The organism is Paenibacillus sp. FSL F4-0236 (genome assembly GCF_038000135.1).
Lineage (GTDB): Bacteria > Bacillota > Bacilli > Paenibacillales > Paenibacillaceae > Paenibacillus_AQ.
Genome location: NZ_JBBOBK010000001.1, coordinates 3,465,854 through 3,491,098 on the forward strand (window position 1 = coordinate 3,465,854; position 25,245 = coordinate 3,491,098).

A 25,245-nucleotide genomic window follows, 5' to 3' on the forward strand; every position below is an offset into this window, starting at 1 on the left:
AATCTTGTAAGAATTAAACAAAAATAACCTGCATGATCTCCAAGACACTGGAGACTTTGCAGGTTTCATTATTTTCGTTATGCAGCTCAAAAATGAGATTCCAGCTTAGTTAAACCCACTGAACGACTTGCTCTGCGCTTTGTCTTGTTTTTCCACGTGGTTCATTCAAACGATACCCAAAGGCTACCATGCAGGAGATTCCAAAATGTTCGGCATCCATAATCCCCTCTTCGGCAAGAACTTGCTCTATCTTCGCCTTATCGAAACCTTCCATTGGGCAAGAATCGATTCCGATTAAAGCGGCTGATGTCATCATATTACCAAGGGCTATATAAGTCTGACGGCAGCTCCATTCGAACATTGCACGCTCATTCTCCATCAATCCGAAATCAACCTTTAAAAACTTATCGAACATATTACCTTTCCCCTCCATCACTTCTGGAGGTAGCTCCTGCACATGCTCCATGATCCCTTTAATATAATCTGAATCAGCAGCCATATCTTTAGGAAGACGTGAGAGAATCAATACAAAATGACTTGCGGTTGACAATTGCTTTTGTGCTCCCCAGGCATGAGCACGTAATTTCTCTCGTATTTCCGGACTTTGTACTACGACAAAACGCCAAGGCTCGAATCCGAACGAACTTGGTGACAGACGTCCTGTTTCCAGAATAAACTGAAAGTCTGACTCACTAATTTTTTTATGACTATCAAATTCTTTAGTTGCATGTCTGAACTGGTAAGCAGACAGGATTTCATTCTTGTTTAATGATAAAGTATCCATATTTAACACTCCTTTTATTTGCTTAGAATCAACGGCCCATTTGACTGTTTGCCGTTCTCATGCTTAATATTAGAATATATATCACTTCTTTAAAAGTACGCACATTAATGTTATGTAGTATACAAAATGATACTATGGGAGTTGAACGGCTATGCGTGATCGAAAAGGTGGATTCGGAGATTTCCCAGGAGGCAATAAGGAAGCTTGCCCTGTGGAATTTACGCTCGATGTTATAGGAGGAAAATGGAAGGGGATTCTCATCTATCACTTGATGGATGGAACGAAACGCTTTAACGAATTTCGCCGGATATGCCCAGGAATCACTCAACGCATGTTAACCTTGCAGCTTAGAGAGCTGGAAGAAGATGGAGTTGTTCACCGCGAGGTCTACCATCAGGTTCCCCCGAAAGTCGAATACTCGTTAACTGAATTTGGCAAGACACTGACCCCTATTATTAAACTCATGAAAGACTGGGGTGAGGTTTACAAAACAAAACAGCTTTCCGCAGAAAGCTGTCCAGAAGGTACAAATATTACGGTGTAGCTCAAAGCTGCACCTTTTATTTTTCAAAAAATGCTTCGGCCTTTTCCTTATGTTCGTTGGTTACCTGACCAGATATCGCTTTAATGCCTGCTGCAATGATCGCTGCATCATCTGTAAATCCAAGGCCGAGAATCGCATCGGGTATCGCATCAATCGGGGAGATGAAATAAGCCAACGCTCCGAAGGCAATTCCTTTTGCCCATAAAGGGGTCTTTGCATCGACTGCGCAATAATACATCGCAATAGCATCTTTAGTAAATGGGATCTTGCCTGCGAACTTTTTAGTTTTAGTCCAAAAATTCCGCGTCACCATCTCCTCGTTCTCTTTACTGTATGGAAACTTCTCTGCTGTGAGTTCCGCAGTGATCTTATCATCATCTTTCTTCATTAGATTTTCCCTCCGCAAGGTTCAAATGAAGTACATACAGTCAGTATACCCTCAGCTATTATTTATATCTTTAAGATAAACTATAGCTCGTTCTATGAAACTTACACAATATCATTTAATTTCTTTGATTTTATTCAAATCACTGCTGCATAACGCTTCAAGATTCTTAAAGATTCGCTCAGCATCCCAATCCCACCACTTAAGCGCTTCTAGATGTTCGATCAATTCATCATCAAAACGTTGTCTGATTACTTTACATGGATTTCCTCCAGCGACACTATAAGCCGGGATATCTTTGACAACTGTTGAATTGGCCGCGATGACGGCTCCATTACCAATATGTACACCCGGCATAACCGTAACATTCTGCCCAATCCACACATCGTTGCCAATCACCGTATCTCCTTTTAAGGGTAAATCTGATAGTTCTGGAACCGCATGCTCCCAGCCATTAGACATGATATTAAAAGGGTAGGTCGTAACAGAATTCATTCGATGGTTCGCACCATTCATGACAAATTCAATACCTTTGGCAATCGCGCAGAATTTCCCAATAATAAGCTTGTCACCAATAAAATCATAATGATGAGTCACATGCTCCTCAAACTTTTCGGCACCGTCTATATCATCATAATACGTATAATCGCCAACCGTAATATTTTTTCTTGTAATCACATTTTTGATATAACAGATGCTTTTGATCTGTTCATTCGGATAGAGCACATTCGGATTCGGTCCATATTTCTCCATAATAACGCCTCTCTCTCTTTTTGATAAAACATAGCAGAGATCACATATCTTTTCAAATAAGTACGAATCATGAACATAAAAAACGGCTACCGTGTGGTAACCGCCATTACAAATACTTTATCGCTTTGATAAAACATCTACTTCGTATTGCTTCACATCGCTCAGCCAACTTTCTCGGACAGGCACACCATTCGTCGCACAATAATAATCCCAAATAGCTCCGAACGGATAAGATTTCAATTCCTCTACCAGTGCAAGTCTAGTAGTATAATCCCCATCCAGTTCAATTTGCTTCAATAGCTCTATCGGTTCCAGCATCGCACGTAGCAGAGCTTTGATTGTGTTACGTGTTCCGATCACCCAAGCGGCAATGTGATTAATACTTCCGTCAAAGAAATCGAGTCCAATATGAGTTCTTTCCAGGAATTGACCTCTAACTAGTTCACGAGCAATCTCCAGCAGTTCATCATCCATAGTCACCACATGATCACTATCCCAGCGTACTGGACGGCTAACATGCAGCAACAATTGATCACCAAACAGCAGCCAAGAGGATAGTTTATTCGAGATGGTCTCGGTCGGATGGAAATGCCCAGCATCGAAGCAAACCGCTTTGCCCCGACTTAGTGCATAACCCATATAAAATTCATGCGAACCTACCACATAACTTTCTGAACCAATTCCGAACAACTTGCTTTCTACAGCATCAATGTTATATCGCTCATCGATCTCCTCGCTGAAGATCTCGTCCAGTGATTGCTGAAGTCGCACTCTCGGTGACAGACGGTCGATCGGTGTATCTTTATATCCATCTGGAACCCAGAAGTTGGTTACACAAGGCTGACCTAGTGCCTGACCGAAAGATTCGGAGATTCGGCGTGAAGCCTTGCAATGAGCAATCCAGAAGTTGCGGATATCAGGATCCGAGTGACTTAGCGTGAAGCCATCATTAGCTTTTTCATGAGAGAAGCAAGTGGGATTGAAATCCAATCCAAGCCCCTGCTCCTTAGCCCAGTGCACCCATCTTTCAAAATGCTTAGGCTCTAGCGCATCAAGATCTACAGTTTCTTCCGTATCTGCATAAATAGCATGTAAATTAACTTTATGACGTCCAGGGATAAGTGCTAGTGCTTGCTCCAAATCACGGCGCAGCTCCTCCGGATTTCTAGCTCGCCCCGGGTAACTGCCCGTGACCGCGATTCCGCCACTTAGTTCCTTTTCCTTATTCAGGAAGCCCTTTACATCGTCTCCTTGCCAGCAGTGCAATGAAATTTTGATTGCTGCAAGCTGCTCTAATACTTTATCTACGTCAATGCCATGCTGTGCGTAGAGCTTTTTCGCCTCATTATAGCTCGTCTGAATGTTCTTTAAGCTTTCTGTATTCTGCACCATGCTTGAGCCTCCTGATATTTTCTTAGTGATTTCATTTAGGGGTATTTATACCCTTCTTTTGCTCGTTTTCCGCTTTTTACGCTCAATGAGAGGGATTTATACCCTTCTTTTGCTCGTTTTCCGCTATTTACTCTCAAAGAGGGGGATTTATACCCTTCTTTTGCTCGTTATCCGCTTTTTACGCTCAATGAGAGGGATTTATACCCTTCTTTTGCTCGTTTTCCGCTATTTACGCTCAATGTGGGGGATTTATACCCTTCTTTTGCTCATCCATAGCTATCTAATAGTTATCCCATATATTCTCGGTTACTTTATTAGTTACTCTTAAACGACCTGCAGTCGAGTAAACTCAGCCAATGCCGCGGTTTTTAGGGAAGAATCCATCACTTGTGGAATGTAGATTGTTACATCAAATGAACGATATATAATTTCTCTTGCTTCTTTAATATCTGTGACCGTACCCACACTGATCATTTGCATAACTACGTTACCTAATGCAGTGGATTCCGTTGGACCAGCGTAAATCTCCATCTCTAGTAAATCCGCCGCGATCTGACATAGAAGTGCGTTGTTCGCCCCTCCGCCTACGATGTGCAGCCGCTCCCACTTCTCGCCGGTCAATAGCTGAAGATCCTGAACATAGAAATAGTATGAAAGAGCAAGACTGTCAAACACACATCTGGCTATCTCCCCTGGTGTCTTTGGTACCAACTGTCGGACTTCCGCACAATAGCTCTGTATCTCGCTGATCATGTTGGATGGATTCATGAATCGTTCATCATTGCAGTAGATGATGGATCTAAAAGGAATTTCTTGCGCTGCCAATTCTACCAGTTCGCCGAAGCTGTATTGACCACCATATTCCTCACGAACCTTTTGGATCAGCCACATCCCCATAATGTTCTTAAGAAAACGGAATGAGCCGAAGGCTCCCCATTCGTTTGTATAATTGCGCTCCATCGCTTCTGGACTTGTAATGGCTGAAGCTCGTTCCACCCCGATGAGTGACCAAGTACCACTACTGAGAAATCCCCATTTGTCGCTACTTGCAGGAACGCCTAGTACAGCTGATGCTGTATCATGTGTGGCAACTGCTATGAACTCACAATCTGGAAGATCACCGCGTGCCACCAAGTCATCAGTCAATCCGCCAATTCGTTCCCCAGGTTCCGTTAAGGGAGGAAACTGCTCTTTTGAAAGACCAAGCAGTGCCAGTAAATCAGTATCATAATCCCGAGTTTGCAGATTAAGCAGACCCGTGGTTGAAGCATTCGTGACTTCACTAATTCTTCGTCCCGTAAGCCGATAGTAGAGATAATCAGGGACCAACAGGATTGAATGTGCTGCTTCAAGATCTGCCTGATCATGCACAAACAGCTGGTATAACGTATTAATCGGGAGAACTTGTATCCCCGTCTTTCGGTAAACGCTTTCAATTGATATATTGCGATGTAGGCTTTGTACCGCTCCATCTGTTCGTGAATCACGATAAGAAAAAACTTCATGAATTCGTGTACCCTTCTGATCTAGAAGTACGTAATCCACGGCCCAAGTATCAATTCCGACGGTACAATGCTCAATTCCTTTTGACTTCGCCTTCTGCAAGCCTTTTACAATTTCAGCAAATAAATAATCGACGTCCCAATTAAGATTACCATTCTTCTCAGAGAACCCATTACTAAAACGGTGGATTTCTGTTAATGATAAGGTTCCTTCCGGTTCTTGCAAGGTTCCGCAAACGACTCTCCCACTAGAGGCTCCAATATCAATAGCAATATGATTCTGACCCTGTTTATGTGCCCCAGCATTCATTCTTAAACAACACTCCTTATCTCCTCATCAGCCTACCAGCAAGGCGAATACGATTCCAGGGCCATGCACACCTATCGTCAGATCATTCTCAATATCAGCTGAACGGCTAGGTCCAGAGATAAAGTGAATACCTGCGGGGAGACCCGATTGTCCCGCTTCATCAAAATCAATAAGCACCTCACCCAGACGAGTCTTCAGCCGCTCCAGCGGAACGATGGCAATTAATGCGGTTGGCAACAGGCTGACAGAGCGCCCTTTATCCGCAGAAGATAACACTGTAATAGAGCCTGTATAAGCAACTGCATAATCCGCGATCACAATCCCAATATCGGCTTCCGCCGCCCTAGCTTTCCATGCTTCTTGCATATCCGTATTCCAGACAGATACCTGCGTATCTACAAGTTCTTCTTCTAGCCGAAGTGCCGCAAGCTCAGCTACATTTTGCCGAAGAATATAACGGGCGAGCATATCACTCGCTTTATTGACGATAAAAGCTTTAGCTTCATCCATCGTTGCCATGCGAAACACATGTCCACCTGCACTTTGAAAATTCGCAGTAAATTGATCGATGCGTTCTTCTGGACTCCACTGGAATTCTTGCCAATAATCTGGAGCACCGCGAAAAGGATGTAACGGAGCCGCAGTCGTTCTTGGCCGCTTCAGGCGACGAGCGATATCGTTCATGAATGCCTGCTGTTTCTCACGAGAATCATGGTCCATACGCTCCAGCCATTCTCTGTGCGTTTCCTCAGTCATATCCGGGCTCTCCTTTCAGTTCTTCCGCCTTCCGCTTCGCTAATAAATCTTCCATCCGTTTCTGTATCGACGGGTCCATCTCGCGACTATTTTGGTCTAACTCCTCCTGCAGCTCTTTCCAGCTCTCGCGGAAGGATTCATCCGCCAGCTTCGGAGCGATCCGGTAGTTATTCCAGCCTTTTAGCGGCCCAAGCTTTGACGGAATTCCGCCGTCTCTCACAAGTAGCTTTTGTCCGATTCTGCCTACTTTCATCACACTACTGAATCGCTGGGACTTCGCCATAATCGCACCAAAACCTTTCATGCCAAGACCTTCCGCTTTGTCTCCATAACCTCTCTCTACCTTACGTCGCCGTAAATAGATAAGCATATCATGCAGAGGGATTTTGACTGGACAAGCTTCATAACACGCACCGCATAGACTCGATGCACCTGCGATATCATCCCATTGATCTACATTTTTGTTCAGTGCTGGGGTCAACACTGCTCCGATCGGTCCGCTATAAGTTCCACCATAGGCATGACCGCCAATATGACGATAGACAGGGCAGGCATTCAGACAAGCTCCACAGCGGATGCAGTTCAGTAGCTCCTGAAACTCTGGATCGCCGAGCTGCTCAGATCGACCATTATCAAGGATAATAATATGCTGCTCTTCCGGTCCGTCCCCATCATCCTTTCTACGGGGTCCTGAAATACCGGACATATACACTGTTAGCTTCTGGCCAGTTGCTGAACGAGGTAATAACGTAGCCATCACCTCAAGGTCGCTCCAAGAAGGAATAATCCGCTCCATCCCCATCAAAGTGATTTGCGTCTTTGGCAAGGTGGTGACCATGCGAGCATTGCCCTCATTCTCGAATAGCACCATGGAACCTGTCTCTGCAATTGCAAAATTGCATCCCGTCATCCCAATATCCGCTTCTAGGAATTTCTCCCGTAGCTTGCGCCGTACAAATCCTGCAAGGATTGTAGTCTCAGGCAAAAGCTCCTCCCCTGCCTCCTTGGACAACAGCTCAGCAATCTGATAGCGGTTCTTATGGATGGCTGGGATAATGATATGAGACGGAGTTTCTCCGGCAAGCTGGATAATATATTCGCCAAGATCTGTCTCAATCGTCTCCACGTCAATGGATTCAAGAGCAGTATTCAAATGCAGCTCCTCAGTCACCATCGATTTTGATTTGACCACGGAAGCCGCTTGTTTTCGCTGTGCAATCTCTAAAGCAATCTTCACTGCCTCTTCACCCGTTGCCGCAAAATGAATATGCGTGCCGTTCGCTCTTGCATTGTCCGCAAATAGATTTAAGTAATAATCCAGATGAGCGATCGTATGCAGGCGAATTTGCCGCCCACGTTCGCGCCATTCTTCCCAGTGTCCATGATCATTCGCCGCTTTCTGTTTCCCGTCACGCAACCTTTCCGTAGTAAAGCGAACCGCCTTGCGCAAAAAGTCATTATTCAGCGCCAAGTCGGCACGCTCTTTTACCGTAGCTGGCTTCACATTAATCGATTCCGATTTAGCCTGAGCGGCATTCTGACTCATTGTCCACTCACCCCCTCATACAGTAGCTCTGCTAAATGCATGACTCGGACCGGTTTGTGGCGATAACGCAAATTCCCAGCAATATTCATGAGACAGCCCATATCCAGACCCGTTAAGACTTCTGCTTCCGACTCCAGCACATGATCTGACTTCTCGGTGACCATCGCCCCGGAGATATCAGACATCTTCACGGCAAAGGTGCCGCCAAACCCACAACAGTCCTCAGCAAAAGGTAGTGGTACTAGCTCCATCGCCTTCACATTCTGCATTAGTAACATAGGCTCGTCACGAATCCCCAGAATCCGAGTGCCATGACAGGAAGGATGATAGGTAACTTTATGCGGAAATACTGCCCCTAGATCCGTTACGCCAAGCACCTGTACCATAAACTGGCTGAACTCATAGGATTTACGCTGCAAATTCTGCGCCTTGACCAAATTAATCGGATCATCCTGAAACAGTTTCGGGTAATGATGAAGCATCCCGGTGCAAGACCCGGAAGGAGCAATGACAAAGTCACTGTCTTCGAACGCCTGCAAAATCGTAAGCGCAGCTTGACGTGCCTCATTCCAATAGCCACTATTGTACGCAGGCTGTCCGCAGCAGGTCTGCACTTCGGGAAAATCCAGCTGTACGCCATATCTGGCAAGCAGACGCGCCATCGCTTCTCCGACCTTTGGGTACACAGCATCACTGATGCAAGTAATAAACATCGATACCTTCATGTCTTCACCTCCTGCAACACTATTTTCTACACGGTTGTTATTGCGATGTTCAGCTCCTGTAGCTGTTTTAGCTGTTCTGTGGCAGGGCTGTAATCCGTTATCACAACATCCAGTTCACTAGTCATGGCAACATGTGTGAACGCTTGAATTCCGAATTTGCTGGAGTCACAAAGTAGGATCACCTGCTCCGCGATAGAAATCATCTTTCGCTTCACCATCGCTTGCAGCTCATTCGATTCGCTGGCACCGCGTTCGAGATGAAATCCTTTGCAAGAAAAAAACATCTTATCCACGTGATACAACTCAAGCGAACGCTCGGCTAAATGACCAACAAAGGACATCGATCTGCGGCTCAGTTGACCGCCAGTTGAGATCACATCTATTCGTTCCTTCCCACTTAACTCCGCAGCTACCCTAATAGAATTAGTCAGTACAGTTAGTGGCATATCCGGCAAATGTGAGGCCATATACCATGCAGTTGTGCTAGCATCCAGCAAAATCCGATCTCCCGGCTTTATCATCATCACTGCTTCACGAGCAATCTGCTGCTTCTCCGCTGCGTTCATAATTTCACGTTCAGCATATGGCGTCTCTGGCTGACGATCACGTAGACTGACTGCACCGCCGTGCGAGCGTAGCAGCCTCCCCGCCTTTTCCAAGCGATCAAGATCCCGGCGGATGGTCTCCTCCGTCACTTGGCATAATGTACTCAGTTCCGAGACACGAATGCTGCCACGTTCATTCACTAGTTCTACGATTCTTTCATATCTGTCTGCAATCAGCATGGCTTCCCTCCGTTATATCTATCTATATTCCATCTTCCACTTATCTAGTAAAAGCTGCCGGCACTCCACCGTCAATCGTCAGCATGCAGCCCGTAGTCTTCTCTGACTTGGATGAAGCGAAAAAGGCCACCCCTTCAGCAATATCACGTGGATAAATATTTACAAGCAGTGTTGTGCGTTTACGATAATGTTCCTCTAGTTGATCCGGCTCAATCCCGTAAGCAGCAGCCCGTTCATTCCGCCAGTTCGAGTTCCAAATCGCTGAGCCTTGTAGAATGGCATCCGGCAAAATTGTATTGGCGCGAATACCGAACTCTCCACCCTCAGCTGCAATACAGCGAGCCAAATGTGCTTCGAGTGCTTTGGCAGAACTGTAAGCCGATACGCTTTTTCCAGCAAATACAGAGTTCTTAGAGCCAATAAATACCATGCTACCGCCGATCTTTTGCTCCTTCATCATCTTGAAGGCTTCACGTGCAACGAGGAAATATCCAGTTCCTAGCACGGAAATGTTCAAGTTCCACTCTTTTAATGAAGTCTCATCAAAAGGACTGGAAGTCGCAAGCCCAGCATTGTTCACAATAATATCTACTCCGCCATAAAAAAGTGCTGTATCTGCATAAGCTGCGGTAACTTGCTCCTCCTGCGTTACATCCATTTTAACAGCGAACGCACGATTCTCACCGTATTTATCGTTAATCTCCTCGGCAATTTTCTGTGCGCCCTCCAGATTGAGATCTGCCAGCACAACATGCGCCCCTTCGGACACTAGTCGACGAGCGGTTTCGCTCCCGATTCCTCCTGCGCCACCAGTAATGAACGCAACCTTACGCGAGAATTCTGCTTCTGCTGGTGCAAGCGACAATTTATATAATTCCAAAGGCCAATATTCCACATTGTACGATTCGTTCTCACTTAGAGAGACGAAATCTCCCAATGCGGTAGCTCCGCGCATAACAGCAATCGCCCGGTGATACAAGGCACCGCTAATTTTAGAGTTGCTCCAGCTTTTGCCGGTGTTGATCATTCCCACTCCGGGAATTAGAATCACACGCGGTGCGGCTTCGAACATTACATCTCCCTCATGCTTATTGCGATCGAAGTACGCTTTGTACTGCTCTTTGTATGCGGTAATCGCTTCGTTCAGCTTCGTTTTCAAACCATCAATATCACTGGCATTTGGTTCCCAATTCACAAATAGTGGCAGCATTTTGGTATGTACCAAATGATCCGGACAAGCTGCACCTACACTGGATAATTTCTCCGAGTTAACTCCACCTACAAAACGCAGCACATCCTCTGCATCATCGAAGGTCAGTATCATTTTGCGCTCATCACTAACTGCGCCTCTAATCAATGGCATCACTGCAGCTGCTACAGCCCGCCGCTCTTCTTCCGGAAGCGCTTCCGATTTGCGACCTCCGAACAGGTTCCCATCTTCAATTCTATCTTGGATGTAACGCTCTGCTTCATTAATGATAGAGATCGTCTTCGCGTAACAAGCTTCCGGCGTATCCCCCCAAGTCACGAGGCCATGCTTCTCCATCAACACCAATTCTGCTTGAGGATTAGCAAGTACGCCTTCAGCGATCATTTTGGATAAAGTGAACCCAGGACGAATGTAAGGCACCCATACGAAACGATCCCCATAGATTTCCCGCGCAATATCTTTACCGTTATGAGCACAGCATAAGCTGATAATCGCATCTGGATGCGTATGATCTACATGTTTGAATGGTAAAAAAGCATGCAGCAACGTCTCAATTGAAGCACGCGGATGCTTAGGATCAATCATACAATTCGCGAGGTAAGCCACCATTTCCTCATCAGGCATTTCCTCCCGATCAAACAAAGGCGCAATATCCTCAAGCCGCAATCCGGTAAAATTGCCTGCTTTCATCGTAGCTAGGTCAGAGCCGCTACCCTTCACCCACATGACTTCAACCTCACGACCACGGAAATCTAATTCTATAGTTTTACTAGAGGTATTCCCTCCTCCAAAATTACAGACTCTACGATCTTCACCCAACAGATTGGAGCGATAGACCAGTGCATCCAGACCTCCGTTGAAGACTTTTTCCCGTGCAGAATCCCATAAACTTTGTACCATTTGTGAATACCTCCGTTTTTGAATGTTTATTTTTTTGTTTATTTTTGTTTGTTTTGATTTTAATCTATTTGTTTGTGTTTGAATAGAGCGTTTTCAACAAAATTTAAAATTTATTTCACAAGTTAGACAATTCCTCGTTGGATGAACTGAAATTCCATTGCGAAAAAACAAAAAAAGAGTTGCCAATTAGCAACTCCTTCACCCCTACTATTCAGCAACGACTCGACTCATAAACTAATCCAGTAGTTACATTTTCCATCCTCGATACCGCTAAGTATCCCTCTGTTCACTTCAATAACCTTTCTCGAAGATACATTGTTCGGCTCACAAGTCAGCATGACCTTATCAATCCCCAGATCCGCAGCTTTTTTTAACAACTCTGCTAAAAAAATCTTGCCAAAGCCCTTTCCTCGCTCACTAGGCCTGATGCTATATCCGATGTGTCCACCTGATTTTCTTAATTGATCATTTAAGGAATGTCTTAGCTTTTCAACACCAACAGGATAAGAGTCAATCAGTAACCAATAGTTGGTTTGCGGGACATAGTTTGGTAGGAGATTATCGCCTCTTGAGAGTGCTATCCGATCTCTGATGAAATCAGGAAATTCACTGTAAGCCAAATCAAACCCATTGTTAACGAATCCATTCTCCCCAGGGCCGATCTCCATAATCATTTCAAAAATATCGCGTCCATCTGATAAACTCGCTTCCTTTAGCTCAATCAACATCATAATCCCCCCTAGAACACAAAATTGCTTACCATATCAAAAAATTTTACTGCAAAAAAGAGCCCTTTGCATTATTTAATTGCACTTTCTACAACTAAAATTAACTTCAGCACGTCTGTCTACCGTTAAGTGTACTTTGTGCAACTAAATTCCCCCAATTAAGCTTTATCCGCTGATTTCCAGAGATATAGTTGTACAAAGTACATCTATATCACAATAACCGGAGTACATTAGCTGTTTAGTTGTATTAAATACACTTATCTGCTCCCGCCCTCTTTTTCACAGTAATGTTTCTATTTCTATCTCTTCCTTGCGAACTCTCGTAGTATACTAGTTGGAATAAGATACAGATGTTTTATTTTGGCTAAGGAGGTTTGAGATGGTAAATAGCTTTAAGAATGCCAAGGCGCAAGAACGAGTGTGGCACTCCTATGAGCAGATGATTGAGCAGTGGCCCATTCCAATTGAGGAGATTGATGTTCCAACCACATATGGACTGACGCATTGTATCCTTGCTGGTCAAAAGAATAATCCACCTTTACTACTGTTTCATGGTGTTGGTGATAACTCGGCGGTCATGTGGATCTTAAATATCGAGGAGTTATCGAAGCATTTTTATTGCATCGCGATTGATACTTTGGGTGGACCCGGAAAAAGCATACCTAACGAGCAGTTTAACAAACAGAAGTTTGAGCAAGTAAAATGGATTAATGAAATAGCGACGTATCTGAATATAGACGTCTTTAATATTGCGGGTGTGTCCAATGGCGCCTATATTGCTTTTAATTATGCGACCAAGCAACCGGACAAAGTGAACCGTGTCGTTTGTTTGGAGGGCGGGATGGTCACTGCACCGATTAAATCCATGATCCAAACTTTAATGATGATGTTCCCGGAGATTCTGATTCCAACGGATCGCAATTTACTGAAAGTTCTGAAGAAGTTAAGCGCACCTCACTCCCCTTTATTTGACAACCATCCAGCATTAGCTGCTCATCTGATCCTTTTAATGCGCACTCATAATCAGCAAGCTATGTTTGTGCATAAGCTTCATCCATACGATAAAAACGCTGCAGTCGCAGTTAGAGACAAGCTCTATTTTCTAGTTGGAGAACACGCGCTAAAACAATCGAAGGATTTCATAAATATTTTAGAAGATGGAACGTTCTATTACCAAGTCATCCCCCATGCGGGACACGGGATTAATCATGAGCAACCGAATAGAGTAAACACTGAGATCATCAATTTCCTGATAGACGATAAGGATAAATCACTTGCATCCAGATGAAAGCGCTACTATTATGTTTGTAATTACACATACCTACCCTAGATAAGGAGATGATTTCCATCAGATACGGAACATTAGCGCATACATTTGGTTGTTTACCCCTCAAATCGTTGACAGCAACGCTTCAGAATTATGATATCGATTTTGTTCAACTTGCTTTATCCAAAGCTATTCAGGACATCGATACCTCCGCAGGTAAATTAAGTCCAGGCCTCGCAAACTATATTGGCGAACAATTTGACAGATCAGGTATACGTATCGGAGTGTTAGGCTGTTATATCAATCCCATTCACCCGGATCCTGTTATTCGGAGATTTGAAATAGATCGCTTTAAAGAACATCTACGGTATGCCCGCCAATTCGGCGCCCCTATGGTGGCTACGGAGACGGGCGCACTGACTACTTTCCAAGCACAAGATCCGCTCCATTACGAAGAGATCGGCTGGGATATATTAAAGGCAACTGTACAAGAGCTTGCAGAGGAAGCTGAAAAATGGGGTGTTTTTCTCGGATTGGAGGGGGTCTGCACACATACTCTTTCTACACCTGACAAGATGCGCCGCATCTTAGATGAAATTCCCTCTGGCAATATTGGGGTTGTCCTGGATCCATGCAATTTTATTGGTGACGCGGTAGATATGCAGGATCAAATTGTTGATGACGCCTTCAGGTTGTTCGGGGATCGGATCATTTTGGCGCATTTAAAAGACATCTATCAAGATGGAGAGAGAATTTACCACGGTAAAGCTGGTGGAGGGCATTTCCATACCGAAACTTTCCTGAGCAAACTCCAAAAATTCAAGCCCATGATCGACGTATCTTTAGAAGATATAACGAACCTCGAGATTAATGAGACCGTTGCCTTACTGAAGAATATTGCTCATATGGAAAAATAACGCTTTTCAAAATTAGCTAAATGGTACCTTTCTATGCGAGTTGAATAAAATAAGAAACAGAACGATTGAGTAACATCGTTTGACGATTAAGCCCTAACTTGGAAGGGACGGGATTACCGATGAGATTCACATTCCCTATTCTGACCTTATCTCATGGTGGAGCTCAACGCATGCTGGTAGAACTCGCCAATGGGCTAACAGCTATGGGGCATCAGGTTACTATCCTCATGCCTGTGGATGGGGTTGTTTCCTATGATGTCCGCTCCACCTTAATCCGTTCCACACATATGGAGCTTCAAGAACAGGACTATCCCATAGGCGATGTTATTGTTTCTAATTTTCATACGACAGTCCCTACCTCTCAAGCAGCTAGCAATCAAGGAAAAGGAATTCATGTAAGATTGTCATTATGTTATGAACCCCCCTTTTTACCAGATAGTTCGCTGTCGTTCCCTTCTTATCATGTCACAGAGCATCTAATTGTTTTATCGCATTGGCAGCAGGAGCTGATTCGTTTAAATCATGGGATCACAGGAAAAATCGTGCCCATTGGCATTAGCTCCTCCTTCAAGAATATGAATATCCGTTACAGTCTTCAGGAGCCTTTAAACATAACAGCTATATTAAGAAAAGCAGAACGTGGTTTCTCATGGCACCGTGAGCAAGACTATCTTATAGAGCAGCTGGATCACGTGAAAAATCAATGTCCCAATGTAAATATTAACTTTATCAGTCCGCCCGACGAGTTCAATACTTCAGAAGTTCTCCAAAGAATGAAAGCTACTGGCAAATATCGATTCTTCACACCTGCTAATGATGAGGAGCTCTGTTACCATTACAACGGTGCAGATATCTTTGTTAGTTCTAGTATTTTTGATACGGGTTCTTTGCCGGGGCTTGAAGCCATGCGGTGTGGCGCTGCACTCGTCTGTGTTTATTCAGGTGGAAATATGGAATACGCAAATCACGAGAAGAACTGCCTGCTCTCCTATCGGTACGAGAATCGGCTTGGTGAAGATGTCATCCGCCTAATTCGAGACCCAAACTTAAGAACTAAATTAGCCGTACAAGGTGAAAGATCTTCCCTCAAATGGACATGGGCAAATAGTGTCAGGTTATTTGAGCAAGCGGTTAGGGACTTCTTGTTAAAAACTAGACGATCTTAAAAATAGTGAAGGCTACTCTCTCTTACGATAGTTGCCTGGTGAGACGCCATAACGTTCCCGAAATACCCTGTGGAAATAGGTGTAGCTTCCAAACCCCGTCTCCTCTGCTATTCGCTCTAAGGTATAATTGGTGTTGTCCATTAATCGAAGAGCCATAGCAAGCCGAATTTGCCCAGCATATTGCATAATAGAGTAGCCGAATTGAATTTTGAATACATGTACGGCCCTCGTTACACTAATTCCGGCATGGGCAGCTACATCCTTTAGCCTGATTTCTGATGTAGCATGCTCCTCTACATAACTCTTCATCTTAAGCCCGTGTAGTAGTGAGGCTGATGATGATGCAGGTGCTTCTTCCATAGCCCGATCTAACAGCAGACATAGCGCTTTAAACAGCGCCTCAAGTATTTCAGGGCTACCCCCATCTAGTCTTCTATTCTCCAGATCAAGCTGTTGCCATATACTTTGCAGCTTGCCATCATCCGCAATTCTAACCTTCTTCGGTCTTTCGCGCAGGTTCCACCACTGATCCACCCATTCCCCTGTACACATTACAAAATAGTCCACACTATGTCCCAGCGGACTCTTCTTTTCGCCGATTCTCAGATCATATATATCTTGAGGCTTAAATAATAACAGATCACCAGGCACCACGGTTACCATGTCCCCATCGATCAGTACTTCACACTCCCCTTCTGCTTGCAGCCTGATGATATAGGTATCCAGCCCACTGCGATATAATTGCCGAAAAGGCTGAGTATGGCGAATAAATCCGCATAGGCTTATTTGGACACGATTAGTTTCCATTGCATTCACTCCTCTTCTCTAAGTAATCGATGACCAGATCGTTGAGGTTATTAGCCATATTGTTTCTTCAAAGAGCAGTGAATCTCCTTCTATAATAAAGACAGAATTTATATGTACAGGAGGTTACCAACCACTATGAGTAAAATTGTTCGCGTCATTCAAACAGCAAAAGAAACTACCGACCGTCTGACAGAAAAAGACCCTCTGATCTTCCTCCCTGACACATCGGGCGTCGAATCAGAGCTCATCAATATTTATGATGATCTGGAGTATCAGGAAATGGAAGGTTTCGGTGGTGCACTTACCGAGGCTTCTGCTGTTACCATCGCTAAACTAAGTGAAGCTAAACAAAAAGAAATCATCGACGCTTATTTTGATCCTGAGCACGGAATTGGGTATACCCTTTGCCGCTCGCATATCCAGAGCTGTGACTTCTCACTCGGCAACTATGCTTATGTAGAAGAAGGCGATGCTGAGCTCCGTTCGTTCGATATTTCCAGAGATCAAGAGTCAATTATCCCCCTAATCAAAAATGCTGCAATAGCTGTTGGTGAAGATTTCCGTTTGTTCTCCTCTCCTTGGAGTCCACCTGCTTTTATGAAAACGAACGGTCAAATGAACGGTGGTGGAGCTCTTAAGCCTGAATACCGTGAGGCTTGGGCCAACATGTTCGTAAAATATATTCAGGCTTACGCAGCTGAAGGCATCGATATTTGGGCTGTTAGTGTTCAGAATGAAGCGAAGGCTGTTCAAATCTGGGATTCTTGCCTTTATACTGCCGAAGAAGAAAAGGATTTTGTTCGTGATTACTTGGGACCTGCCTTGGAACAAGCCGGTTTGGCTCATGTGAAGGTTATGATTTGGGATCATAACAAGGAGCGCGTGTATGATCGTGCCAAGGTTGCTTTTGAAGATCAAGAAGCTTCCAAATACATTTGGGGAATTTGCTTCCACTGGTACTCCGGAGATCACTTCGAAGCCCTATCGGCCGTTCATGATCGCTTCCCAGTCAAGAAGCTGTTCTTCAGCGAAGGCTGCCAAGAAGGTGGCGTTCATCTCGGCTCATGGAACACAGGCGAACGTTACGGCCATGATATCATTGGTAACCTGAACAACTGGATGTCAAGCTGGACGGACTGGAATATTGTCTTGGACGAGCAAGGGGGCCCTAACCATGTAGGTAACTACTGCGATGCTCCAATTATTGGCGATACGAAAAACGATGAAATTATATTTGAGAGCTCCTTCTATTACATCGGGCATTTCAGTAAATACATTCGCCCAGGTGCTAAACGAATTGGGCACTCTAAATATACTGATAAGCTTGAAACAACGGCTTTCCGTAACCCAGATGGCACCATTGCTGTTATCGTTATGAACCGCACGGAACAAGAGCTTCCTTTCACCCTGCGCTTCCATAACAACTTGGCTGAGAACATGATTCCGGCTCATGCCATTCAAACCCTGCTAATAAAGTAAAAAGAATAAGGAGGTTCTCTTTATGCCACTCGCATAGAGAGAACCTCCTTTGTTTAAATAAGTGAAATAGGATGTTACAGCCTAGCCGTCAGTATTTCACATCATGCTCTATTCTACATTCACATAACGACTGTAAGCATCGGTACGAATTTTAACCAGCTTCTCCAGTCCCATTCCCCGCAGCTGTTTCACATAATCAGCCCAGCCCTCGTCAATTTTACCTGTAATTATAAACTGAGCACGCATTGTATTGACATAACTATCGATGTCCGTAGTCAAAGTCGGCAGCAGCTGAAACTCTTCAGCGGTGTACATTACATCAGGGAAAGGTGGCGTTGTATAATCACTTCCCAGCTTATCGAGCTGCAGCTTCAGTCCATCTCCGGTTTTTGGGTTTAGAAAGATGGATTTTTCAAACACTGGACTGACATATTTCGGCCCGAAATCCCGGAGTGATTGATCCCAATACCAGGCATCAGCACTGGTACCCATCGGTGGGTCCATCAATGTATAAGAACCGTTAATATTTTTCTTAATGACGGTGTCTATCGCTCCCCAGAAATTTTGAATGCTTGCTTCATTGGTATAGAACTGGTCAGCCCAGCGGGCAGCAATCTCTGGATATTTGCAAGAAGTGGAAATTAGCAGCTCGTTACGCTCCAGATTCATTCCATACGGATTTCCTATGGTGTAGCGCTTACCATCCGGTCCTGCAATCGGAGGAATCGTGATATATTGATCACTCCATTTGCCAAACACGGCATCCGGCGTCCACTGATACGAGAATCCTACGATAGGAGCATCCGGATTAAGAAACTTGGCTGATCTCATCGTTTCATCTTGCGTGAATAACTCTTTATCAAGCAAACCTTCGACAAATAATTTATGCTCCCATTTGAGCCCTTCTTTGTACGCCTCTGAAACAGGGTAATATACCGCATTTCCGTCCTGAACGACCATAAAGTTATTGTTCAGATCCGTGATTCCGAAGGGACTGATGAGATCATTACTTACTTCGATAACAGGTATCTCATCTAGCCTTCCATTCCCATTAGGGTCACGTTCTTTAAATGCTTTTAGCACGTTGTATAGATCATCAATCGTATCGGGAATCTTCAATCCCAATTTATCCAGCCAGGTTTTGTTAATCACGGGTTGGCGCGAGCTTTTAGGACGTAAAGGTAATCTTGCAGGCAAAGAGTAGATTTTCCCGTCAGGAAAAGTACTGATTTTTTTCAATTCAGGCTCTTCCTGCATGGCTGCTTTGAGGTTAGGCATATAGCTTTCGATATAGTCATCAAGCGGCCTGAATAAGCTTAAATTATTGACGATATCCGAATCTCCGAAGGTCTCACTCCCTAAAATGATATCTGGAAGTGTACCGCTTGCCAGCATAATGGACTTCCGCTCACTCCAATCATTAGCAGACATCACCTGCCATTCGATTTTGACATTCGTATTTTTTTCCAAATCCTTCAGCCATTGATTCTGGATAAAGTTATCTCCCATGCTTCCCCACCGAACCGTTAGAACCTTCAGCGTCATGGGCTTATCCACGATTGGCAAACCTTCTTTATGAAATTGACCCGGATCAGATTCAACAGAGTTTACCCCTTTATCCCCTTTACAGGCTGTAAGGCCAGCAAGCAACGTTGTCACTAGAAGAATGACGGTGATTGTTCTATTGATACTGTTTTTGGGTTGCTTTTTCATTACGGTCTTGCTCCCTCACAAATGTTAGTTGAAAAGTAGAAGAGCTTATTCCTTCACTGCGCCGATCATTACCCCTTGGTTAAAGTATTTTTGCACAAATGGGTATACACACATAATTGGAACAGTTGCTACGATAATAACCGAATACCGCATCATATTTGCGAGCCGTAACGCGATTTGTGCGGCTTCTCCGGTCCCCATACCAGACTGCATCTGATTGGTAATCAGAATATTTCGCAGGATCAGCTGCAAAGGATACATATTAGGATTTTTCAAATAAATCAAGGCATTAAAATATGAATTCCAATAACCTACAGCGATCCATAAACCTAACACTGCAATAATAGCCTTCGACAACGGTAGAACTATCTGTGCAAAATAACGGAGATTGCCACATCCATCAATTTGCGCTGCTTCCCATAAATCGCCCGGAATACTAGTCTGGAAAAAAGTTCGTGCCACTATGATATTAAAAACTCCAACTGCGAAAGGCAGTACCATAACCAAGAAAGTATCATAGAGATGGAAATCACGAACCGTTAAAAAAGTAGGAATCAACCCCCCGTTAAAGAACATTGTAAATATGAAAAACAGCGAAATGTATTTCCGCCCCACAAGGTCCTTTCTTGACAACGCATAGGCAGCTGAAATATTAACTACTAAACCGATTGCAGTCCCAACCACCGTGTACAGGATGGTATTCCAATACCCAATCCAAATATTCTCATGACGAAGCAGCTCTTTATAACCATCAAAAGTAAACCCTTTAGGAAATAGCCAAACTTGACCTCCAGCAACCGCAGAAGGATCACTAAACGAAGCAATGACGATAAAATACAGCGGATAGATCAGGATGATTAGAAAAATTGCTGATATAACGTACATCACAATTTCCATTATAGTATCTGAGGAGCGATTCTTCTTTATTTTTCCTACATTTCCTTTAGTCGCTGTCTCTAAACCTCCCATTTCAATGCTCCTCCCTTCTACCACAAGCTATTTTCGCTTAACTTTTTAGAAATCTGATTGACCATGATCAATAAAATAAAATTAATGACCGTGTTGAACAGGTTGATCGCCGACGAAAAGCTATACTGACTGCTGAGCAGACCAATTTTGTAGACATAAGTAGACAGAATTTCACTTGAAGTAATGTTCAAGTCATTTTGCATTAAGTACACCTTTTCAAATCCAACCCCAAGCAGTCCCCCGACCCTCAGGATAAGCAATGTTATCGCTGTTGGCATCAGCATCGGAATATCGATGTAACGAATTTTATGCATCCGACTTGCGCCGTCTACGGTTGCAGCCTCATACAAACTAGGATCAACAGCAGAGAGAGCAGCGATAAAGATAATGCTGTCCCAGCCGACATGCTGCCACACATCCGACCAGACGTACACACTGCTGAATAATCCGGCAGAGCCCATTAGATCAGGAGCTTCTTTTCCAAAAAGACTATATACATTGCCCAGTAGTCCGGTGCTAGGTGAGAAGAGAATCATCATTAAGCCCACCATAACTACGGTTGAGATAAAATGTGGCATATAGGATACCGTCTGAAAAAACCGTCTAAAACGGTTTGGTCTCATCTGGTTAACCATCAGCGCAAGTATAATCGGAATCGGAAACGTAATCAGACTGTACACACTGATGATTAGCGTATTTTTGATCGTTGCAGAAAATTGATAGGAATTAAAAAACTTCTCGAAGTATTTGAATCCGGCCCATGGACTTCCGCCTATTCCCAACGCCGGGCTATAATCCTTAAAGGCAATGAGCACCCCATACATGGGTTTATATGCGAATAATAACGTAAGGACTACTGCAGGAAAAAGCAACGTATATAAACCCCAGTTTTGTTTGATTTGTCCGAGTTTCCGACTCAAATGAATTGGATCAGATTTCATAACATCCCCTCCTTATTAAAAATAGAGAATGCTACCCCACAAATTTATGTAGGGCAGCACCTTTTTCGTAAGACGAATAGGTTATTTCACACTCATATAACGACTGTAAGCATCTGTGCGAATCTTAACTAATTTTTCAAGCCCCATTTTATTAAGCTGTTTGACATAATCATCCCAGCCTTCGTCAATTCCGCCTTTGCTAATAAATTGAGCGCGCATTGTATTCACATAACCGTCGATATCCGTGGTCAAGGTTGGCAGCTCCTCGAACTCATCGGAGGTGTACATAACGTTAGGGAAAGGCTCTGTTACATATTCACTACCCAGCTTATCCAGCTGCAGCTTCAGTCCATCTCCACTTTCAGGATTAAGAACGATTTTCTGTTCAAAGGACGGGCTCACATATTTCGGTCCGAAATCTCGTAGAGACTGATCCCAGTACCAGGCATCTGCGCTGGTTCCAGCAGGTGGATCCATCAATGTATAGGTGCTATCATCATTCTTCTTAATTACAGTTCCAATCGCACCCCAAAAATTCTGAATGCTCGCTTCGTTCGTGTAGAACTGATCTGCCCAACGCGCAGCAACCTCTGGATACTTACTCGAAGTAGTAATCAGCAGTTCATTACGGTTAAGACTCATCCCAATTGGATTACCGATTGTATAACGCTTACCATCCGGTCCGGCAATTGGTGGAATCGTCACATATTGATCGCTCCATTTACCAAACACAGCGTCCGGGGTCCACTGATACGTAAAGCCTACGATTGGAGCATCCGGATTTTGGAACTTCGCCGATCTCATCGTGTCATCCTGAGTGAATACCTCTTTATCTAACAATCCTTCCGCATACAATTTATTTTCCCATTTAAGGCCTTCTTTGAACTCCTCCGAAACAGGGAAATAGATCGCTTTTCCGTCCTTGATGATCATATTGTTGTTATTCAAGTCGGCAATTCCGAAAGGACTGATCAAGTCATTCCCAATTTCAATAAAAGGAATCTCATCTTGTTTGCCATTTCCGTTTGGATCTTGTTCTTTGAAAGCTTTAAGTACGTTGTATAACTCATCAATCGTTTCAGGAGCCTTCAGGCCCAATTTATCGAGCCAAGTTTTGTTAATCACAGGCTGACGAGAGCTTTTTGGACGCGATGGAAGTCTTGTTGGCAGTGAATAGATTTTCCCGTCAGGAAAAGTGCTGATTTTTTTCAACTCAGGCGTTTCTTCCATGGCCGCTTTAAGATTTGGCATATTTTTTTCAATATAATCATCTAACGGCCGGAAAAAGCTAAGATTATTAACGATATCGGAATCTCCGAAGGTTTGATTTCCGAGGATAATATCTGGAAGTGTACCGCTAGCCAGCAGAATGGACTTCTGTTCGGCCCAGTCATTGGAGGACATCACTTGCCATTCGATTTTGACATTTGTATTTTTTTCTAGATCCTTCAGCCATTGGTTCTGCGTAAACGTGTCTCCCATGCTTCCCCAACGTACGGTCAGCACCTTAAGTGTTAAAGGCTCATTAACAATTGGCAGACCTTCTTTGTTGTAACTGCTCGTCTCACTAGTCGCAGCATTATTCCCGTCTTTTCCGCCGCAGCCAGCAATACCAAATACCATAGCCGCCGCCAGCAGACCCACAGTCCATTTCTTTGCCGTCTTTTTCTTACTGTGTTGACTCATCCTCTTAATCCCCCATTTCAATTAATCAAAGATTATCTGAATAGCTTAATCATAACGTCTTATTTTTTCGTATTCCGGACCCTTTAAGACGGTTATCCAGACCTTTGAATCCGCTTACAAAAAATACAAAATCAAAAGCCTTCGCTTGAAGAGACTTAGTATCAGTATCCCGACTTCTGTATGTGCTATCCGGACTTTGCGGTAAATCGCTAGCGAGTTCTCCTGTATTTTTCCTGCAGAGGTCTTATAATGATTTTATGAACAAAAAAACAGCGAAGCACAAAACCTACCCCATTCGTCATTATATAAAAGTCATGATGGCGGTCTCGTTCACAGTCCTCATTCTGGATTTAGCGATCAGCATTACTTCCATTTCTATCGTTAAGCAGCAGTCCACTCGAAATTTACAGGATACTGCGGCACTCTACATTAATCGTATCAATCATGATTTTGCTTACATTAATCACTATATGGGCTGGACGCTTGGGAACGATGAGAGCTTGCTTGCGATGAATACTTACGGGGTCAACAGTATCGAGTTCTTGAAGGCAAATGATAATCTGCATAAACGCTTTACCGAGCTGCAAAAAAACTACGGACATGAGTACAACTTTTTCTACTATTTAAAAAATGAGAACTACTTTTTAAATTGTGCACCGATCAGTGTGACCTATACGGATTACAGGCAGCTCAAAACGAAGATTATTTCTTATATTGATGATAAGGAGATGTATGAGAAGTTTTATTCCAAATGGACGCCTATCCTTGTTAACAACCACTACTACGTGATTAATATCGTTCCCTATTACAATCGTTATTTAATTGGACTGATCTCCGCCGATAATCTGATCCGTCCTCTACGCCAAATTAATCTGGGTGCCAATGGTTATGTTTCTCTCGTAGATGAGAATGAACAGCCTTTATCGAGTCCCATATCGAACAGCGGAAAGCTGATAACGGAAGAGAGAGGTTTCTCTAATCTTTTGCAATCGCGTACAACAATCAACAGTGCCTTCTCGGACACCACCTTCAGCACTAAAATGGTCATTAAATATGGCATATTCGAAAAAATAATCATTGCTCAGCTGCTTATAATGTTACTCTTCTTCATTGTAACTTCCACTTTATGCATCGTTCTGCTGTTTTTCAAGAAAAGAGTACTAGGCCCGATTCAAAGCTTCTCTGAGAACCTTGCTTTCATTAATGAGGCTGGGCAACCCGCAGATTTCAAAAGCAGTGAGATTATAGAGCTGGAACAAGCAAACACACAGTTTAAAGATTTAGTTGATCAAATCAAAACCTTCAAAATCGCTATGTACGAGCAGGAACTGGAGAAGCAGCGGATACAACTGGATTATATGAAGCTACAGATCAAGCCCCACTTTTTCTTAAATTGCCTGACTAGCATCTATAGCATGGCCCAAATTGAAATGTATAAAGAAATTGAGAATATGACGTTATCTACGTCGAAATATTTCCGTTATATTTTTCAAAATGGTGAGAATTTTGTCCGGCTGGAGGATGAAATCGAGCATGTCCGAACCTATCTAGAGATTCAAAAGCAACGATATCAGGATGCATTTATTTACAATATTGAGCAAGAGGATCAGGCAAGCTGTGTGGAAATTCCGCCATTAGTGCTGCAAACCTTCATTGAAAATTCTATTAAATATGCGATTTCACGAGAACATGAAGTAGAGATCAGGCTTACAGTCCAGCGATTACGGATTGAAGAGGAAGACATGCTCGTTATCCAGCTCACCGACACCGGTCCCGGTTTTCCACCGCAAGTGCTAGAGAAGCTTAATCTTGGTGAGCCCTTGGATCAAAGCAACGGTATGCAGATCGGTATTATGAATACGCTTAAACGGCTGGAATATCTCTATTTAAAAAGAGCAACTATCACCTTTTCCAATTTGGAGAGCGGCGGCGCTAGTGTAATCTTATCTCTCCCGGAGCTTCCTAAAAAAATCTAAATGA

The 25,245-nt window shown here is 43.7% G+C and carries 22 protein-coding genes; 6 read left to right on the forward strand and 16 right to left on the reverse strand.

Annotation, left to right across the window (positions count from 1 at the left end):
• Positions 1–109 precede the first annotated feature (109 nt).
• Positions 110–784: an NAD(P)H-dependent oxidoreductase gene (locus NSQ29_RS15865; RefSeq protein WP_076298448.1), complete on the reverse strand. Its 675-nt coding sequence runs from the start codon at positions 782–784 to the stop codon at positions 110–112.
• A 151-nt stretch (positions 785–935) separates the two neighbouring features.
• On the opposite strand from NSQ29_RS15865, the gene NSQ29_RS15870 reads away from it, so the two are divergent.
• Entirely contained in the window at positions 936–1,328 is a 393-nt protein-coding gene (locus NSQ29_RS15870; protein ID WP_060622450.1) for a winged helix-turn-helix transcriptional regulator, read from the forward strand.
• Between the two features lie 16 nt (positions 1,329–1,344).
• Here NSQ29_RS15870 and NSQ29_RS15875 read toward each other — a convergent pair whose 3' ends face one another.
• The 10 genes from NSQ29_RS15875 to NSQ29_RS15920 all read right to left on the reverse strand — a co-directional run bounded on the left by NSQ29_RS15875 (position 1,345) and on the right by NSQ29_RS15920 (position 12,323).
• Positions 1,345–1,716 (reverse strand): YkvA family protein, encoded by a 372-nt coding sequence (locus tag NSQ29_RS15875; protein ID WP_042187107.1) that lies wholly within the window; start codon positions 1,714–1,716, stop codon positions 1,345–1,347.
• Positions 1,717–1,827: 111 nt separating this feature from the next.
• Entirely contained in the window at positions 1,828–2,466 is a 639-nt protein-coding gene (locus NSQ29_RS15880; protein WP_149644074.1) for a Vat family streptogramin A O-acetyltransferase, read from the reverse strand.
• Between the two features lie 117 nt (positions 2,467–2,583).
• Complete coding sequence (gene rhaA / locus NSQ29_RS15885; RefSeq protein WP_341125545.1) at positions 2,584–3,858, reverse strand: L-rhamnose isomerase; 1,275 nt, start codon at positions 3,856–3,858, stop codon at positions 2,584–2,586.
• A 324-nt stretch (positions 3,859–4,182) separates the two neighbouring features.
• On the reverse strand, positions 4,183–5,670 hold the full coding sequence (rhaB, locus tag NSQ29_RS15890; protein WP_341125546.1) for a rhamnulokinase: 1,488 nt from the start codon (positions 5,668–5,670) through the stop codon (positions 4,183–4,185).
• Between the two features lie 27 nt (positions 5,671–5,697).
• Positions 5,698–6,426, reverse strand: coding sequence for a LutC/YkgG family protein (locus NSQ29_RS15895; protein WP_341125547.1), 729 nt, complete (start codon positions 6,424–6,426; stop codon positions 5,698–5,700).
• Complete coding sequence (locus tag NSQ29_RS15900; RefSeq protein ID WP_341125548.1) at positions 6,419–7,972, reverse strand: LutB/LldF family L-lactate oxidation iron-sulfur protein; 1,554 nt, start codon at positions 7,970–7,972, stop codon at positions 6,419–6,421. The genes NSQ29_RS15895 and NSQ29_RS15900 overlap by 8 nt, the downstream gene beginning before the upstream one ends.
• A complete protein-coding gene (locus NSQ29_RS15905; RefSeq protein ID WP_042187093.1) occupies positions 7,969–8,697 on the reverse strand; it encodes a (Fe-S)-binding protein in 729 nt (242 codons plus the stop codon). Before NSQ29_RS15905 ends, NSQ29_RS15900 begins: the two co-directional genes overlap by 4 nt.
• 26 nt (positions 8,698–8,723) lie before the next feature.
• On the reverse strand, positions 8,724–9,482 hold the full coding sequence (locus NSQ29_RS15910; RefSeq protein WP_339802682.1) for a DeoR/GlpR family DNA-binding transcription regulator: 759 nt from the start codon (positions 9,480–9,482) through the stop codon (positions 8,724–8,726).
• Positions 9,483–9,522: 40 nt separating this feature from the next.
• Complete coding sequence (locus NSQ29_RS15915; RefSeq protein WP_341125549.1) at positions 9,523–11,592, reverse strand: bifunctional aldolase/short-chain dehydrogenase; 2,070 nt, start codon at positions 11,590–11,592, stop codon at positions 9,523–9,525.
• A gap of 227 nt (positions 11,593–11,819) precedes the next feature.
• Positions 11,820–12,323: a GNAT family N-acetyltransferase gene (locus NSQ29_RS15920; protein WP_341125550.1), complete on the reverse strand. Its 504-nt coding sequence runs from the start codon at positions 12,321–12,323 to the stop codon at positions 11,820–11,822.
• A 376-nt stretch (positions 12,324–12,699) separates the two neighbouring features.
• Between NSQ29_RS15920 and NSQ29_RS15925 the strand changes: the two genes are divergently transcribed.
• The 3 genes from NSQ29_RS15925 to NSQ29_RS15935 all read left to right on the forward strand — a co-directional run bounded on the left by NSQ29_RS15925 (position 12,700) and on the right by NSQ29_RS15935 (position 15,670).
• Positions 12,700–13,608, forward strand: coding sequence for an alpha/beta fold hydrolase (locus NSQ29_RS15925; RefSeq protein ID WP_341125551.1), 909 nt, complete (start codon positions 12,700–12,702; stop codon positions 13,606–13,608).
• A 110-nt stretch (positions 13,609–13,718) separates the two neighbouring features.
• Positions 13,719–14,504 carry a sugar phosphate isomerase/epimerase family protein gene (locus NSQ29_RS15930; RefSeq protein ID WP_341125552.1) on the forward strand — a complete coding sequence of 262 codons (786 nt, stop codon included), beginning with the start codon at positions 13,719–13,721 and terminating at the stop codon, positions 14,502–14,504.
• A gap of 119 nt (positions 14,505–14,623) precedes the next feature.
• Positions 14,624–15,670: a glycosyltransferase family 4 protein gene (locus NSQ29_RS15935; protein ID WP_042187080.1), complete on the forward strand. Its 1,047-nt coding sequence runs from the start codon at positions 14,624–14,626 to the stop codon at positions 15,668–15,670.
• Positions 15,671–15,682: 12 nt separating this feature from the next.
• Here the strand turns inward: NSQ29_RS15935 and NSQ29_RS15940 are convergent, their stop codons facing one another.
• A complete protein-coding gene (locus tag NSQ29_RS15940) occupies positions 15,683–16,477 on the reverse strand; it encodes an AraC family transcriptional regulator (RefSeq protein ID WP_341125553.1) in 795 nt (264 codons plus the stop codon).
• A gap of 135 nt (positions 16,478–16,612) precedes the next feature.
• Between NSQ29_RS15940 and NSQ29_RS15945 the strand changes: the two genes are divergently transcribed.
• On the forward strand, positions 16,613–17,956 hold the full coding sequence (locus tag NSQ29_RS15945) for a glycoside hydrolase family 30 protein (RefSeq protein WP_341125554.1): 1,344 nt from the start codon (positions 16,613–16,615) through the stop codon (positions 17,954–17,956).
• A gap of 108 nt (positions 17,957–18,064) precedes the next feature.
• Here NSQ29_RS15945 and NSQ29_RS15950 read toward each other — a convergent pair whose 3' ends face one another.
• The 4 genes from NSQ29_RS15950 to NSQ29_RS15965 all read right to left on the reverse strand — a co-directional run bounded on the left by NSQ29_RS15950 (position 18,065) and on the right by NSQ29_RS15965 (position 23,265).
• The gene (locus NSQ29_RS15950) at positions 18,065–19,669 is read right to left on the reverse strand and encodes an extracellular solute-binding protein (RefSeq protein ID WP_341060423.1); all 1,605 of its coding nucleotides are present in this window, start codon (positions 19,667–19,669) and stop codon (positions 18,065–18,067) included.
• A 45-nt stretch (positions 19,670–19,714) separates the two neighbouring features.
• Positions 19,715–20,638, reverse strand: a complete 924-nt coding sequence (locus NSQ29_RS15955) for a carbohydrate ABC transporter permease (protein ID WP_042187073.1) — start codon at positions 20,636–20,638, stop codon at positions 19,715–19,717.
• 17 nt (positions 20,639–20,655) lie between these two features.
• The gene (locus NSQ29_RS15960; protein ID WP_042187071.1) at positions 20,656–21,579 is read right to left on the reverse strand and encodes an ABC transporter permease; all 924 of its coding nucleotides are present in this window, start codon (positions 21,577–21,579) and stop codon (positions 20,656–20,658) included.
• An 81-nt stretch (positions 21,580–21,660) separates the two neighbouring features.
• Complete coding sequence (locus NSQ29_RS15965; RefSeq protein WP_341125555.1) at positions 21,661–23,265, reverse strand: extracellular solute-binding protein; 1,605 nt, start codon at positions 23,263–23,265, stop codon at positions 21,661–21,663.
• A gap of 257 nt (positions 23,266–23,522) precedes the next feature.
• Between NSQ29_RS15965 and NSQ29_RS15970 the strand changes: the two genes are divergently transcribed.
• Positions 23,523–25,241 (forward strand): sensor histidine kinase, encoded by a 1,719-nt coding sequence (locus NSQ29_RS15970; RefSeq protein ID WP_076283056.1) that lies wholly within the window; start codon positions 23,523–23,525, stop codon positions 25,239–25,241.
• The last annotated feature ends 4 nt before the right edge of the window (positions 25,242–25,245 follow it).